The sequence below is a fragment of the Desulfomarina profundi genome, assembly GCF_019703855.1.
GTDB lineage: Bacteria > Desulfobacterota > Desulfobulbia > Desulfobulbales > Desulfocapsaceae > Desulfomarina > Desulfomarina profundi.
Genome location: NZ_AP024086.1, coordinates 1,704,557 through 1,719,377 on the forward strand (window position 1 = coordinate 1,704,557; position 14,821 = coordinate 1,719,377).

General features: G+C 44.7%; 15 protein-coding genes. 5 read left to right on the forward strand and 10 right to left on the reverse strand.

The window, feature by feature from the left end:
• Nucleotides 1-4: 4 nt before the first annotated feature.
• Complete coding sequence (locus tag LO777_RS07875; protein WP_228856966.1) at nucleotides 5-142, forward strand: hypothetical protein; 138 nt, start codon at nucleotides 5-7, stop codon at nucleotides 140-142.
• A gap of 165 nt (nucleotides 143-307) precedes the next feature.
• On the opposite strand, the gene LO777_RS07880 is transcribed toward LO777_RS07875, so the two are convergent.
• The 4 genes from LO777_RS07880 to kdsB form a co-directional block, all read right to left on the reverse strand.
• Nucleotides 308-2,461 (reverse strand): response regulator, encoded by a 2,154-nt coding sequence (locus tag LO777_RS07880; RefSeq protein ID WP_228856967.1) that lies wholly within the window; start codon nucleotides 2,459-2,461, stop codon nucleotides 308-310.
• Nucleotides 2,430-2,825: a response regulator gene (locus tag LO777_RS07885; protein ID WP_228856968.1), complete on the reverse strand. Its 396-nt coding sequence runs from the start codon at nucleotides 2,823-2,825 to the stop codon at nucleotides 2,430-2,432. Before LO777_RS07885 ends, LO777_RS07880 begins: the two co-directional genes overlap by 32 nt.
• Before the next feature lie 20 nt (nucleotides 2,826-2,845).
• Complete coding sequence (locus LO777_RS07890; protein WP_228856969.1) at nucleotides 2,846-5,194, reverse strand: gluconeogenesis factor YvcK family protein; 2,349 nt, start codon at nucleotides 5,192-5,194, stop codon at nucleotides 2,846-2,848.
• Between the two features lie 125 nt (nucleotides 5,195-5,319).
• Nucleotides 5,320-6,048, reverse strand: a complete 729-nt coding sequence (gene kdsB / locus LO777_RS07895) for a 3-deoxy-manno-octulosonate cytidylyltransferase (protein ID WP_329955683.1) — start codon at nucleotides 6,046-6,048, stop codon at nucleotides 5,320-5,322.
• A 228-nt stretch (nucleotides 6,049-6,276) separates the two neighbouring features.
• Between kdsB and LO777_RS07900 the strand changes: the two genes are divergently transcribed.
• Complete coding sequence (locus LO777_RS07900; RefSeq protein WP_228856970.1) at nucleotides 6,277-7,065, forward strand: class I SAM-dependent methyltransferase; 789 nt, start codon at nucleotides 6,277-6,279, stop codon at nucleotides 7,063-7,065.
• 90 nt (nucleotides 7,066-7,155) lie between these two features.
• On the opposite strand, the gene LO777_RS07905 is transcribed toward LO777_RS07900, so the two are convergent.
• The 3 genes from LO777_RS07905 to LO777_RS07915 all read right to left on the reverse strand — a co-directional run bounded on the left by LO777_RS07905 (nucleotide 7,156) and on the right by LO777_RS07915 (nucleotide 8,690).
• On the reverse strand, nucleotides 7,156-7,620 hold the full coding sequence (locus tag LO777_RS07905) for a 23S rRNA (pseudouridine(1915)-N(3))-methyltransferase RlmH (RefSeq protein WP_228856971.1): 465 nt from the start codon (nucleotides 7,618-7,620) through the stop codon (nucleotides 7,156-7,158).
• Between the two features lie 26 nt (nucleotides 7,621-7,646).
• Entirely contained in the window at nucleotides 7,647-8,045 is a 399-nt protein-coding gene (locus LO777_RS07910; RefSeq protein ID WP_228856972.1) for a YkgJ family cysteine cluster protein, read from the reverse strand.
• Between the two features lie 72 nt (nucleotides 8,046-8,117).
• The gene (locus tag LO777_RS07915; RefSeq protein ID WP_228856973.1) at nucleotides 8,118-8,690 is read right to left on the reverse strand and encodes a YqgE/AlgH family protein; all 573 of its coding nucleotides are present in this window, start codon (nucleotides 8,688-8,690) and stop codon (nucleotides 8,118-8,120) included.
• 191 nt (nucleotides 8,691-8,881) lie between these two features.
• On the opposite strand from LO777_RS07915, the gene glgB reads away from it, so the two are divergent.
• The 3 genes from glgB (at nucleotide 8,882) to LO777_RS07930 (ending at nucleotide 11,406) form a co-directional block, all read left to right on the forward strand.
• Entirely contained in the window at nucleotides 8,882-10,708 is a 1,827-nt protein-coding gene (gene glgB / locus LO777_RS07920) for a 1,4-alpha-glucan branching protein GlgB (RefSeq protein ID WP_228856974.1), read from the forward strand.
• Between the two features lie 104 nt (nucleotides 10,709-10,812).
• The gene (locus LO777_RS07925) at nucleotides 10,813-11,061 is read left to right on the forward strand and encodes an alpha amylase C-terminal domain-containing protein (protein ID WP_228857352.1); all 249 of its coding nucleotides are present in this window, start codon (nucleotides 10,813-10,815) and stop codon (nucleotides 11,059-11,061) included.
• Between the two features lie 162 nt (nucleotides 11,062-11,223).
• Entirely contained in the window at nucleotides 11,224-11,406 is a 183-nt protein-coding gene (locus LO777_RS07930; protein WP_228856975.1) for a hypothetical protein, read from the forward strand.
• Between the two features lie 16 nt (nucleotides 11,407-11,422).
• Here the strand turns inward: LO777_RS07930 and LO777_RS07935 are convergent, their stop codons facing one another.
• The 3 genes from LO777_RS07935 to LO777_RS07945 all read right to left on the reverse strand — a co-directional run bounded on the left by LO777_RS07935 (nucleotide 11,423) and on the right by LO777_RS07945 (nucleotide 14,686).
• Nucleotides 11,423-12,478, reverse strand: a complete 1,056-nt coding sequence (locus LO777_RS07935) for a glycosyltransferase family 4 protein (protein WP_228856976.1) — start codon at nucleotides 12,476-12,478, stop codon at nucleotides 11,423-11,425.
• A gap of 154 nt (nucleotides 12,479-12,632) precedes the next feature.
• A complete protein-coding gene (locus LO777_RS07940; protein WP_228856977.1) occupies nucleotides 12,633-13,742 on the reverse strand; it encodes a glycosyltransferase family 4 protein in 1,110 nt (369 codons plus the stop codon).
• A complete protein-coding gene (locus LO777_RS07945) occupies nucleotides 13,718-14,686 on the reverse strand; it encodes a mitochondrial fission ELM1 family protein (protein WP_228856978.1) in 969 nt (322 codons plus the stop codon). The genes LO777_RS07940 and LO777_RS07945 overlap by 25 nt, the downstream gene beginning before the upstream one ends.
• Nucleotides 14,687-14,821 lie beyond the last annotated feature (135 nt).

Here is a 14,821-nt window from a genome sequence, read left to right on the forward strand (position 1 = left end):
AACAATGAACAGGGTCTCTTTTGGGGTTCTTCTCTGCCTGTCCGCACTCATCTTACTGCACAACAACCATGCTTTCATCGGTGTACCCGTTTTTGTGGCCGGAATTATTCTCATGAACAGATGGACCCGTAGAAAAAAGTAGTAACCCGTATTTTCCGTGAATATTGTGTCCATTTTGATTTGATTTTATACACTCACAAAGTCAGTTGGGCAGGTATTGTTATCAAATAGATAAAATCCCAACTGTGGCAAAACACCTGCCGAGGTGGGTTTATCAGATAGATCGATTACTGGGTCCACTCTCTGTTCAGGAATATATTGCTGATATAATGGCATGTTTGAGGGAATCCATGTTATATGGTTTGGGGAGGGCACCCATAAAGCCATGTTTTCTGCAATCCTCCATCACCGGGTCCAGAATAGTACCGCTGGTGGCTATGATTTTTAAATTCGGCTCAACTTCCAGCAAAAGTCTGCAGGTGTTTTCCGCGGCTCCTCCCTGCTCTACTGAAAGATCAAGGAGGACTACATGATGTCCCGCATAACCTCTCTTCTTTTCCTCCCGAACGTATTCGAGTGCTTCCCGGCGTGTACCTGCTGTTTTAACAATCACTCCCAGGTGTTCAAGCATAATTTTGCCAATTTGAGCCATCTGCATGTCAGGTTCAACCATCAGCAACTGCAGACCATTGAGGATTTTTTCAACGGGAAGATCCAGTCTATCGGTTGATTGCAGTAATTCCGGGATATACAGTGAAACCATGGTACCTTCCGAAGGTGCCGAGTGCACAACAACATAGCCGCCATGGTTCCGCAAGGTCGCATACACAATGGTAAGGCCCATGCCCATACCCTTCAGGGAACTCCTTTCCTTGGTGGAATAATATGGGTCAAAAACCCTGAACAGATTTTCCTTGTCAATTCCCCGGCCGCAATCCTTTATATCAATTCTGGCATATCTCCCGGCGGGTACATATTGACCCTGAATCAACCGGCGCTGATCAGTTATTTCATGATCAACAACGATTCTGATGGCACTACCATCAGTTGCTTCCAGCGCATTCTGCAATATTTTGCCTATTGCGCCCGCAATTTCCTCGGGATCAACATAAACAAAACAATGATCATGTTTCACTTCGAACTCATAGTTAATCCGAGTATGTTTGGCGAATTCCTGCAAGGTATTCTCAATCAGTGTTCGAATAAGAACCTTTTCCCTGCTGACTATACCGAAATTGGAAAAACAGGAAATCTGCCTCGTCAGATCTACTGCAACAAGAGCCGCTTTCTGGGCGTATTGAATCAGTTTTTCCCTCTCGGAAAAATCAAGAGTCTCTCCCCTGGCAACCACAATATCCAGATTTCCACAGATTACCGTAAGAAGATTGTTAAAATCATGGGCAACCCCACCGGCCATCAGGCTCATTGCATCCATTTTGGTAATCAGCCTGACCGCGTTATCCAGTTCCCGCCTCTCTTTCTCAGCCTGGAACTGGCGGGTAATGTCCCTGAGAATACACAGGCCGAAAACATTTTCATTTATTTTTTGTTGCCGAGCTTTATTGTCCGGCCATGCCGGTTTATCCGATATCGCTACAAATGAAGCAGTGAGAATCCTGTCATTCAATTCAAGGGGATTCTTCTCAATAATTTCCAGAGATTCCAATCGACGGGCAACAAGATTTTTTTTAATCCAGTCATCAATATCTGCCTGAAAACTTCCCCATGAGCAAATTTCCGACAGGACGACACCGATAATTTTTTCTTCACCCAGATCAACAATTTCCAGAGCAGCTCTGTTAGCTGAAACAACTTTCCCCTCAACATTTAATTCGATAATACCTTCAACAAGATTATCTAGAATTTTATCGAGATGCCTTTTTTCCAGCAACAGTTCCGTTGTCACCTCAGAAGGTTTCAGTCCCTTGGGGATCCTGGCATCTCTTTCTATTTTCTCATTGTTCTTACTTTTTTTTCTGTTTTCACTCCTGTATTCTCTTAACGCATCCTGGAGATGGTTTCGTATCTCGTTCAGATTTCCTTTGGCTATGCAGAGGTCACAATCAGTTTCACTGAAAATTCTGTCACTGTCCTCCAGAACTGTCGCAGAAAGGACAACAATATATACATCTCTGTATTTTTTGGTTCTACGAAGTATTTTACAGAGCTGTTCACCGCTTACCTGGGGCATAATCAGGTCTGTAAAAACAATATCAGGATGAAATTCTTCCAGTATTTCTATAGCATGCAGCCCATTCTCTGCTGTTTTGACAACACAGTTTTCCCTATGCAGCAGTGTAGAAATCAATTTCAGTAAAACCGGATTGTTGTCAACTACCAGGGCATTGATCTTCTTATCCATCCTTCCCAGCTCCAAGGCCATCCTCTGCACATCCATCTTCCCTTCAGGTTCGGGATTCAGGGATAAATCACTCCTGTTCAGAAGAATCTCCAACTCCACGATTGACTGTCCATTCTTCAATGTCTTTCATTAACTGTATCATATCCACAGGTTTTGTAAAAACTTTCCACGCCCCAAGATGTTCGGCTATAGTCAAATAAGACCCAGGAGCAATCTTCCCTCCTCCTGAAATGGCAATAATTCCAATCTCCGGAAATTTATCATTAAAGAGAGTAATGGTCTCAATCCCCTCCTGAACCGGCATAATCAGATCACAAATCAGCATGTCCACAGGGGTTTTCTCCTGGATCGCCATTCCTTCCCTTCCATCTGCGGCATCGTAGACTTCATACCCGGCACGTTCCAGCCACATGCGAAACAGTTCACGGATTATTTCATCATCATCAATTATCAATATTTTCATACTGCTCTTTCCACTCACAATCACACCTGAATACTCTTCTCATACTCTTTGCCAAAAACCACGTCCCTGAAAAACATAATCATTCTTTTTCTTCTTTTAGACATCTTTAACTGTTCCGGTATCAAATCCGTGCTGCTTATCTTCATGACAGACATCTTGTACTCTATATGTGTCGCCAGCCTGTTATCCAGATACCATGCATACATCAGTCCCATCAGTAAACCGGGTGGTGTAAACCCCTCTCCCCGGTTCACCAGCCTGGTATAATGATTTTCGTCTCCTGTTGAACACATCCTGGCCAGTTTTAAAAATGCATCAAGCTGCATGGGATCGAAAAAACAACATCTCTCTTCTTCATGGCGAAGAAAAAGATGATAAGCACGACCTAAAAACAACCCGTCAACCTTAATATCCGCCATTTCCTTTTCAGCCGCATAATTACCCAGCAGAGATTCTCCCAGGGCAATCATCAGGGCCACTTCAAACTTTGATTGGACGCCAAACTGATCTTCTCGAATTTTAATACAGCTATCTTCAGGATCATAGAAAGAAAAAACATTATCCCACCTCTGATCCCTGTTCCACTCTGACTTGTCAATGCAGTGCAATCCCTTTATATATTCAAGGTGAGCCAGAGGAATTACAGGATGACTCCACAGAATCTCGCAGGAATCTTCTTTCACCTGTCCAATATTTATATATTTTTCACAACCGACATGGGTAATTTCCAGACCGTCCAGCCAACCATTAATTGCACTGTAGCGCTGAAATGGAAAAGGCCTGCTACAGAAAACCCGACTTACCGGATTTCCATTGAAAACCTGTTCCCGGTCTGAACTCTCTTCCCTGTTTTCTTCCCGACAATCCTTGGCAATATTATTTTTTCCAAAACAATTCCGGCCGTTAAACAATGCCAACACAGCCTGTGCCAGGGTATCAGGATCATGTTGGATAACATTATCATTTTTCAGGGCATATCTTGAATACACGCCACATTCAATGGGATAATAGTGCTGACTGTTCAGGACCTCCCTGTCCAGGAATATGGGAATCTTTCCTTCCACGGCATAACGTTGCAAAATAGATGCCGGGATGTTTTCGAGAGAAACACAGATAACTTCATTGAATAGATCTTCAGTCCCTCCGGGTATGTTTTTTTCATAGGCTCTGATCATATCTGAAACATGAAATTTTCTTTCAGGATCAGCAATACTGTGATCTGTCTCCCCGGCCTGTACCCACAGATTGGAAATAAGAATCTTGAGAGCCTTTCTGTTTCTCCTTACTGCATCCGCCATCCCGGCCACCTTGAAAACCGGGATGATTGAAGAATAAAGACTGCCCGGAGCAAGAATAATAATATCCGCACGGGCAATCTCCTCATAAACTTCTCTATGTACACGAACATCATCAAAAAAACTAACATGGACACTCTCAACGGGCACTCCCCGCTCCGCCTTGCTCAACCTGTCCTCACCAACACTTTCCACTCCATTTGTATAGCGAACCTTTAATTCGGCCAGGGTTGTGGTACAAGGCATAACTGCACGTTCCCCCGCCCCCAGAAATTCCCCCATCAGATTCAGTCCGGAAAACAATGCCTTGTGAAGAAGACCTGGTCTATTTGCAAGCTCAGAATTGTCTATTTCCATATCAATTTCACGGTAAATGGCAGCAACAACGAGGAGATTTCCGAAACAGTGAGGACGTTTGAGAGTTTCGGCCAACCTGGTATCGGTAAAAAGATGTGACACCAGTTGCCGTATATAATTATTTAATAATGACGGCAGAAAATCGAGTCTGGCCAGAATGGCAACGAGATCCGAAAGTTCCAGCGATGTTTTCCCTGGAGAACGATAATTGAACAGTTGATGCAGTATTTTTGCGATTTCATCAGCCTGACCGTCAACAATCGAGTATCTCTCTTTGAGTCTGCTCAGTTTTACGGAAGAAAGCAGGACATGACGGATATCACCAATTGCAATAAGAGGAAGGTCCTTCAACAGTTGTCCGGTAGACCCGCCATCATCAGTCACACAGACAATGGAACTTGTATTTGGAAAAATCTCCTTCAAACCACAAAAGGGGTTCTTAATCCAGGTCGAACGCCGGCTGTCACCCCCGATAAGATTGGAAAGACCTGTCCCTCCACCAAATACAACTACCCGGACATCTTCAACATTTTTACTGAGAAGTTCATTTCTCAAATCTGTCAGCAGTTTTTTCCCGGGGTTCTGCACATTTTCAGGGACACCACGAAGAACCAGATCTACCAGTTTTTCCCGAAGATCTCTCTGGGGAAGATAATCCATCGGTGAAAGCTGAACTTTTCTGATCTCGTTTAGTATACTTTTAACGTAATTGCTCACAGGGCAGGCAACCTCGTTGTATCAATCATTGTATTTGTAACAGGTTACAGGATTTGTAACTCTGTGTTTTCATCTACCTTACCTCTGAACACTTACGTTCTCTTCCTGCAACTGTTGCTCCACCCTTACAAGATCCTCAGGGTATCAACTTCTATGGAATCGTGTTTTGTGATGGTGACCTTTATCTTATATCCATATTCCAGAGCCCTCAACTGCTCCAGTTTTTCATAGCGCTCCCATTCTCCTTCCGGTAAGGCCACAAAAGACAGCAGAAAACCTTTGCGGTATGCATAAAATCCAAGATGTTTATAGTATGTCGGTTTTTCATCCATTTCTGGATTTCTCTGGAAAGGAATGGGAGACCTGGAAAAATAGAGCGCATTATTATCCCTGTCAAAGACGGTCTTAACATGATTTGGGTCTTCAATTTCTTCGGGTCTAATAATTTTATAGATCAGTGTTGACATGGGTAAAGCGGGATCCTCAAGCAATGGCCCAGCCACCTGTTCTATGACCTCTGCTGCAAAAAGAGGTTGATCTCCCTGGATGTTCACCACAACATCATGCTCTGAAATTTCCAGTAGTTCTGCCGCTTCAGCCAGCCTGTCTGACCCGGAGACATGATCGTTACGAGTCATGACGACTTCTCCTGCAAACCCTCGAACACAATCGGCTATTCTTGTATCATCCGTTGCCACAACAACCCTGCTTAACAGCGATACCGCCTTTGCCCGTTCAACCACGTGTTGAATCATAGGTTTGCCAGCAATAAGAGCAAGCGGTTTGCCTTTAAATCTGTTGGATTTGTATCTCGCAGGAATTATAGCTATAACTTCCGGTTTTGTCTGTGCCATGGTAAAGTATCGGTAAATAGGTAAGTTATCAGGTTTAAGGTGTATGAAAACATAAAGTTACAAATACTGTAACCAGTTACGTTAAGAGTTTATCTGAAAATTCTACTACGGAAGGTGCTTTAGCCGCAGTAGGATTTTCATCTGGTTATTGCGCCGGAGGGTATAAATAATCGAACCATTTGATCCGGGCATGCCGGTTTTTATCAATTTTCAGGAACAAGAATCATCGTGAACAGTTTTTTTCCAATATATGTTTCATCTACAATAAATTCTCCAACAATTCTACAAAAAGCAAAAGATCTGTCCCTTAATCTCGGAATTCCTTACCTTCCCTTTGCCGATCTACCACGCCAGGGAGTTATTTTAGCATATACTGAAATAGGATTACAGCTCCTTTCCTGTAAAAAATCAGGCAAAGACCAAACTCTTCTCCATGTCGATTTTATCAGGGGGAAAAACGGATACCGGCATACAAGAAATCTGACCACCAAACAATCTCTTGCCAGGGCGGCAGGAATCAGACCAGGTGTACGTCCATCGGTCCTTGACGCAACGGCAGGTCTTGGAAGTGACAGCTTTGTCCTGGCCTGCCTGGGTTGCACCGTACATATGCTTGAAAGATCACTGGTTCTCCATGCACTTCTTGAAGACGGCCTGAAGCGCGCTGCACAGCACCCCAAGACAAAAACAATCGTTGAGAAAAAAATGCGCATCTTCCATAAAAACGCAATCTCATATCTGCAGAAAATGACTGCCGTATATGACACAATTTATCTTGACCCGATGTATCCACACCGCTCCGGAAAAGCCCTTAACAGGCAGACCATGCGGATAATACGTGACCTGGTTGGGAACGATGAGGACAGCAGTTTTCTGCTGGAGATTGCATGCACGAAGGCAAAAAAAAGAGTTGCCGTAAAAAGGCCAAAAGGTGCCGAATATCTGGCACAGAGTCCTCCTTCTTTTATGATAAAATCAAAAAACAGCAGGTATGATATATACCTGATGTCAACCTGAACCGTTCAATGGTAACTGGTTACAGGATTTGTAACTCTATGTTTTCATCTACCTTGTGTCTGTAAGTGATCTGCAATACCCCTGAAGATGTCACCTGTGATATTTTTCTCCCGCTTTTATCGTGTATGCCCTGTACAGCTGTTCCATCAGAAAAAGCCTGATCATATCATGGGGGAACGTCATTTTTGAAAAGGATAGAACCAGATCCGCCGCATCAATAATCTCATCCGAAAGCCCGTCAGGTCCACCGATAAGATAGACTGCATCTTTCACTCCCCGCATTTCCAGATCCATTATTTTTTTGGCAAATCCGGTGGAAGTGAACTGAGTGCCCCGGGAATCCAGGGCAATTTTGCAGGCACCGGCGGGCACTGCCTGCAGCAGAATTTTCCCCTGGTTTTTTTTTTGATTCCCTCCGGATTTCCGGCCCTTTTTCTCTTTCAGGATTTCAATGGATATAGAGGTATAGTGACGCAGACGCAGACGATATTTCTCAATGCCCTGTTCAAGAAACATCTCTCCGGTCTTACCAAGGAAAAGCAGTTTATGGTTCATATTTTTTTATCCGTACAGCAAACAGGTCAGCACTGTACAAATCCATTCTCAATCAGTTTCCTGAAAATCTCACAGAATATATCATATCCCTTTTCTTTTTTAATTCCCGGACACGATTCAGAAATAGCCATGAAATTGGCTTCATCGTCAAGAATTGAAGGGTGCAGGGGCCACTGGCCGCATCGCCATGGGCGCCCCTGGTGGACAGTACAACCTTCATCATAAAAAATACAATGCCCGTCAACTGTTTTCATCTGGACACAGTTCCCGGTTACACGCCAGAATTTCCTTTTCACCTTTTCTTCGTCCATTGAAAGAAAAGCTACCATTCTTTCCCTGTCGTCAGCATCAAGGGAAACCGTTGTTTCTCCATGACAACAAAATCCGCACCTCGTGCAGACAAAAATATCCGATACATCAACCACAACGTTCTCCTTGTAAAACGGGAAACAGAAAAGAAGAAAAATAAACCCGTTCAATCATTACCGATTTATTTGTCAGGCATACCCTATGACATCTTCAAAGGTTGTGATATCAATACCAAACTGCATGGCTGCAGCCTTCCACTTCATGGAATCCTCAAGAGAAAAAATAATGGAATCATCCCCCGGCACATTCAACCAACCATTGGCGACAAGCTCATTCTCCAGCTGACCGGGGCCCCATCCGGTGTAGCCGAGTATAAAGAGATAATTGTCAGGCCCCCTGCCCCGGGAGATATCTTCCAGGACCCTGGTCTCACGGGTCAGTGAAACTGTCTCGCTGATTTCAAGTTTATGCTCTGTTTCATAATTTGATGAAAAAAGAATAAATGCTGATTCCATCTCCACCGGCCCTCCAATGTAAACGGGCGGCAATTCCATATCGGGTATTTCCATCCCGGCCCCCTGCAGGATTTCCGGCAGGGTAAACAACGGATGTGGCTGATTTACTGCGACTCCCATTGCACCTTCACTGTTATGGGCACATATATATATCACATGTTCTTCAAACCGGGGATCCGGCATCTGCGGCGTGGATATAAGAAAGCTCCCCGTAAGAGAATCACCCTGAATAGAACTATTTTTCATAGTAAATCCAACATATTAGTCAAACATCTGTTTTATCGTTCTTTTCACTTTATAGTTTAGCAGACTGCAAGTATAATCGTCAAGGATCTCATTACTGCTCCGGCAAAAGCTCTTCTGTCCACGTCTGCATTCCGGCTGGATAGACGCATTTTGCCGGTCCCGACAATTCCACATGGAATAAAGATAATCATATGTCCGCTGATTTAAAGAAAATTCTTGAATGCTGTCACCATGACCCTTTTTCCTATCTTGGCGTCCATTTTTCTCAGCCGACCGTGGATCGTGTAACCATCAGAACCTTCCAGCCCCACGCATCAAGGGTGAGTCTTCTACTGTCAAATGATACATTTCCCATGGGAAAAACTGCTCCCGAGGGAATTTTTGAACTGGTTCTGGAAAAAACACAGCTTTCCGACCCGGATCTCTCACCATTCAACTACCAGTATGAGATTGAATATGAGAGTGGTGTCTCACTGAGAATCAATGATCCTTACAGGTTTCCCGTTCTACTGGGAGAAATGGATCGCTATCTCTTTAATGCCGGCAGGAATTACAAACTCTACCATCATTTCGGCTGTCATCCCTGCACTGTTGAACATGTCTCCGGTTGCCTCTTCAGGGTCTGGGCACCAAACAGCATGGCTGTCTCCGTCATTGGAGATTTCAATGGCTGGGATGGACGAGTCCATCAAATGAGATCCCTTGGTATTTCCGGGGTATGGGAACTGTTTATCCCCAATATCCATGAAAACGAACGATACAGGTATCATATCAGGACAGGTTCCGGTGCAGTTCTGGAAAAATCAGACCCCTTTCAATTTTACGGTGAACTTCGGCCGGCAAATGCATCCATTACAAGAAAACTTGATTGCTATCAGTGGAAAGATCAACACTGGCAGCAACAGAAAAAAACATCTTTTCCCTACACCTCCCCCATCTCCATTTATGAACTGCACCCGGGCTCATGGAGACGGGACCCGAACAACCACGAACGTTTTCTCACTTTCAGGGAACTGGCATCCGAGCTGATCCCCTATGTAAAGGAACTTGGTTTCACACATGTTGAGCTTATGCCGGTCATGGAACACCCTCTTGATGAATCATGGGGATACCAGGTGACTGGTCCATTCAGTATAACTTCACGATACGGCACACCCGAGGATTTCATGTTTTTTGTGGACTCGTGTCACCAAAACAACATAGGCGTCATCCTGGACTGGGTTCCTGCCCATTTCCCCAAGGATCCCCACAGTCTTGGCAGGTTCGACGGCACCCCGCTCTATGAGCATGAAGATGAAAGAAAGGGTAGTCATCCCGACTGGGGTACGTTTATCTACAATTATGGCCGTAATGAAGTCAGTAATTATCTCATTGCCAATGCACTGTTCTGGCTCGATGTCTACCATATTGACGGTCTGCGGGTTGATGCGGTAGCGTCAATGCTCTACCTGGACTACTCAAGGCAGGATGGGGAGTGGATCCCCAATCAATACGGTGGACGGGAGAACCTTGAAGCAATAGAATTTATCCGACATCTGAATTCTATCCTCTATGATTTCTATCCGGATTCGCTTCTTATTGCAGAGGAATCCACCAGCTTTCCGGGTGTTTCAAAACCTGCTGACAAGGGAGGTCTGGGCTTCGGGTTCAAGTGGGATATGGGGTGGATGAACGACACGTTATCCTATTTCTCAAAGGATCCCCTCTACAGAAAATTTCACCATGGCCAACTTACTTTCTCAATGATGTACGCCTATACTGAGAATTTTATTCTTCCCCTCTCCCATGACGAAGTCGTCCATGGCAAGCGTTCCCTCCTTGAAAAAATGCCGGGAGATGAATGGCAGCAATTTGCAAACCTGCGCCTGCTCTTTTTTTCACAATGGATGCATCCTGGAAAGAAACTGCTCTTTATGGGGGAGAATTCGGCCAGCGATCTGAATGGAACTGTAAACAGAGCCTTGACTGGCACCTGGTCCAGGCAAACATCCTTCACGGTCAGTTACAGCATTTTATAGCAGCACTGAATCACATCTACAAAACGACTCCTGCGCTCTGGGAAAGAGACCACACAAGTGATGGTTTTCAGTGGCTCAATCTGAATGATGAGGATAATTCAATAATTGTCTATGGGAGGTTCGGTAACAACAGGAAAAAACATATCGTCTGTGTTTTTAACTATACTCCCCAGACCTTTAATCGTTACAGTATCAAAATGCCCTGTCCAGGTAACTACCGGATAATTTTCTGCACAGATGACAAAAAATTTGGAGGATCCGATTTTCTTAAAAGCGAAAATTTTCTGTCAAAAGAAATGGGGAAACAGGGCGAATACCAGGCAGAAATAGAAATACCCCTCTTGGGGGCATGATTTTACAACAAATTTCCGAAGAAACCAGCATTGCCGGACCAAATGGCCCAGCAATTTATGCCCTGTAGGTACAAAAAACAAACAAAAATCCGACTGCAGCAAAAATACTTTCTGTGGCAGGATTTTCAGATAAAAAATATAAATTCAATACCAGGTGACCACATGAGCAATTATTCGATTCATCCTCCAGGCGATAAAGTAAAAAAGGCTATCAGAGAATTTTCTGAAAAAGTTCAAGAATTTCCCGATAAAACCCGCCAGGAAATTCTCCATGAAGTTGAACTTAAATACGATCTTTCTCCCCAGGAGTGTGAATTTCTCAACAACCATTTCCAGAAAGAATAGTGCCGGACCGACTGTTTTATTCAATCCACTGCCTTTTATTTCCCGTCCTGTTGCCTGTGGCGACAAGCAGTTCGAAATAAAAGGCCTCTGTCTCCTCGCACATTGCCTGGGCAGTGAACCGCTTTGTAACCCGTTTCTTCCCCTTCTCGCCCATCAGGTTCAGTTCTTCCCTTTCCATCGCCAGAGCTTTATTAATGGCCCGACCCAGGTCTTTTGCATCTGAAGGTTTGACCAGCCAGCCATTTTCACCATGAACTACAGTCTCCAGACTACCTCCATGGGCCGTGGCTATTACCGGTTTCCCCATGGCCATGGCTTCAACAGTCGTTCTGCCGAACGCTTCAGGCTCAAGAGAGGATGTTGAAAGAACAATGTCGGCCAGCATAAAGGCTGCTGGCATATCACTGCAGTGACCGACCAGGGAAGCTTTTCCTTGGAGATTATTTTCAGACAGCAGCTTATTGAGCTCCTCAGTGTATCCTGGATTACCCAGTGTATCTCCCACTAGAACAGCCTGGTAATTTCTGTTTTTGACATACCGAAGACTGTTGAGAAAAACCTCCTGACCCTTAAGTCTTGTCAGTCTTCCCGGCAGCATTAATATTTTTTTGTTTCGATCAAGTTGCCATTTTTCCTCAAGTTCTTTGACTCTTGCACCCGAAACCCTGCGAGGATCAAAATACTTGGAATCCACCCCTCTGAAAATAAGACGAACCCTTTTTCTCCTGCCATAATTGTTGAAAATATGTTCTTTAATACTTCTGGAAATGGCAATAACACCTTCCCCTTTAGTCATGATTGCGCTATAGGCATTGACCGAATAGAACCCGTGAAAAGTAGTCACCAGAACAGGACGTTTCCTTTTCGGGATGCTTTTCCAGGCCAGGTAACCGATCCAGGCAGGCATTCTTGACCGGAGATGCAGCACATCCACGTGTTTTTCCATCAACAATTTTCGTAATGGAAGAATATGAAAGAAAGCTGAAGGTGTTTTTGAACCAATTTTTTTTGTGATATGTTCACTCCCGTCTTTTTCAAGCTCTTCAACCAGCCTGCCTCCGGCAGAAAGCACAATGGAACGATGCCCTTCTGAACAAGATAACGCCCCATCTCCAGGGTTCCCCTCTCGACTCCACCGCTGTCCAGTTCCGGCAGCAACTGCATGACAGTCAGACGAGATAATTTTTCTTCCGTAATCTTATGACGATAAAGGTGACGATAAAGATCTACGGTTTTTTCACACATGCTGTCGGCAGTGAAATGGTTGTTAACCCACTGCAACCCGTTCTGTCCCAACTGCCCGGCCCTGTCAGGATCTGAAATGGCTTCTTTAATGGCAACAGCCATTTTTTTCGAATCCAATGGAGGAACAAGCCATCCCGTTTTACCCGGAAGTACTGTTTCGAGACTCCCCCGTGGGCCGTGGCTATTACCGGTTTTCCCATGGCCATCGCCTCGATCGCCACCTTACCGAAAGCTTCAGGCTGGGTTGAACTCGCAGAAACAACAACATCAGCCAGCAGCAGGGCTGCGGGCATATCAGAACAGTGACCAACAAGTTTCACCTGTTCTTCCAGACCATGGGCACGGATCTTATCTCGAAGCTTTTTAGTAAACGATGAATTTTCATTAGTATCACCAATGCACAGGGCATAAAAGTCATGCTCTTTAATATGGGCGAGAGAGTCGATAAAAACCTCCTGCCCTTTCCACTGTGTCAATCTTCCTGGCAGCACAACCACTGCCTTATTTTTATCTGAAAGTCCCCATCTCTGCCGAAGATCATCAACTCTTTTTCGGCTAACATGATCGGGAGAAAATTCCTGGACATCAAAGCCGCCATGGATCAAATTTATCCGTTTTTCATCTACCGGATAATTTTCCAGAATATGCTTTTTAATTGTTTCCGAAACTGCAACAACCCGCTCCCCTTTTGTCATAATACAGGAGTAGGAATTAACAGAATAAAAACCGTGGAACGTGGTGATCAAACAGGGGCGCTGTTTCTCAGGAAGGAGTTTCCAGGCAAAATACCCGACCCAGGCGGGCAATCGCGAACGCAGGTGAAGAATATCAACCTCTTCTTCAAGGAGAAACTTTCTCAGTTTCAGAACATATTGCAGACAACGTATGGATTTTTCACCGATATAGGGCCAGTGTACGTGAATTCCACCACTTTCCTTTAACAGGGGAACTAACCGTCCACCATCTGAAATAACAATTGATCTGTAACCGTTCTTGGCCAGGTAAACAGCGAGGTCAATGGTTTCTCCCTCCACGCCTCCTTCGTCCAGTTCCGGTAACAGCTGTACTATCGTGAGTTTCTTGACCACCATTTCTGCAAAATTATATCAGCACATCTCTGTGCTTCGTTGAAATTTTCATGAACAGACCATTCTTTTTTCCTCTTGGTCCAGCCCTCAAATGAAAGAACAAAACCTTTATCTTCAAGAAATGCTATACTCTTTTTAAATTTGTTATTCTTTTTTTTCCATTGAACTGGAAGAACACCTACTTTGCAGCCGGCAGTGAGTGCTTCATGGATCATGGATACCGAATCTGCAGTAACCCAGACAACCGAGGCCCTATCGTATTGCTGCTCCACCCAACCCCGGGGTGTATCCTCAAACCTGAAAAATGAAAGGCATGAATGGACGGCTGCGAGATCCTCTACCATTTTCACAGTTTTAACAGGTGTTCTTGGCGAGGAAGAAATAACCCACTTTATCGAATTGTCCCTTTCGAGAATTTTTTCAAGACAGGTAATAATCTTATCGTCCTCCCACCTGTGACTCTTTTCATCAATACCGCCAAGCAGGATCAGACCGTGTCCGGAACAGTGTTTTCCCCTGTCAACAGAACAATTGGGCGGCCCAAGGGTTGTCACAATATTGCCTCCGTCCTTCAGTCCGTCATGGGCCGGAACAAAACAGAGATCAAAGCCCTTTCTGTAGATCCGATCCGGTGCCATACAGGTGATTGCCGGCACATTATATCGTTTTTTAAAAAGAAGGACGTGAAGGTGCGTTCCGCTTCCTGTTCCCATGACCAGGGCAGGCTTTAAATGGGTATCCGCGAGCAAACCAGCTTTTGAAAACAGTATCCTGAACAGGGCCGGAATCGTCCCAGGAGCCGACAGTCGGGAAACGGGAATCTCAGAGACCTGTACAGTTGCCTTTTCCCCCAGAGCCCGGAGTATTCCCCTGCTCTGCTTTTCATGGCCTGGTCGGCCATCCAGGAAGCAGACCACATGTATTTCGGCTTCACTGCTGGATTTCATAGGATTTCATCTTGGGAACAGCTGTTGCAGGAAAAACATAACCGAACAGGAATATGCAACGTTATGGTGATACAGCTGGAACCGGTATTCGGTCACAGGTGCCTGAGATTTATACAGGCCTGTTCACTGCAGTCA

What these genes read in the sequence shown, in the direction of transcription:
- LO777_RS07875 (WP_228856966.1), top strand. Translation starts at nt 5, where the DNA reads ATGAACAGGGTCTCTTTTGGGGTTCTTCTCTGCCTGTCCGCACTCATC.
- LO777_RS07885 (WP_228856968.1), bottom strand. Translation starts at nt 2,825, where the DNA reads ATGAAAATATTGATAATTGATGATGATGAAATAATCCGTGAACTGTTT.
- kdsB (WP_329955683.1), bottom strand. Translation starts at nt 6,048, where the DNA reads ATGGCACAGACAAAACCGGAAGTTATAGCTATAATTCCTGCGAGATAC.
- LO777_RS07905 (WP_228856971.1), bottom strand. Translation starts at nt 7,620, where the DNA reads ATGAACCATAAACTGCTTTTCCTTGGTAAGACCGGAGAGATGTTTCTT.
- LO777_RS07915 (WP_228856973.1), bottom strand. Translation starts at nt 8,690, where the DNA reads ATGAAAAATAGTTCTATTCAGGGTGATTCTCTTACGGGGAGCTTTCTT.
- glgB (WP_228856974.1), top strand. Translation starts at nt 8,882, where the DNA reads ATGTCCGCTGATTTAAAGAAAATTCTTGAATGCTGTCACCATGACCCT.
- LO777_RS07930 (WP_228856975.1), top strand. Translation starts at nt 11,224, where the DNA reads ATGAGCAATTATTCGATTCATCCTCCAGGCGATAAAGTAAAAAAGGCT.
- LO777_RS07940 (WP_228856977.1), bottom strand. Translation starts at nt 13,742, where the DNA reads ATGGTGGTCAAGAAACTCACGATAGTACAGCTGTTACCGGAACTGGAC.
- LO777_RS07945 (WP_228856978.1), bottom strand. Translation starts at nt 14,686, where the DNA reads ATGAAATCCAGCAGTGAAGCCGAAATACATGTGGTCTGCTTCCTGGAT.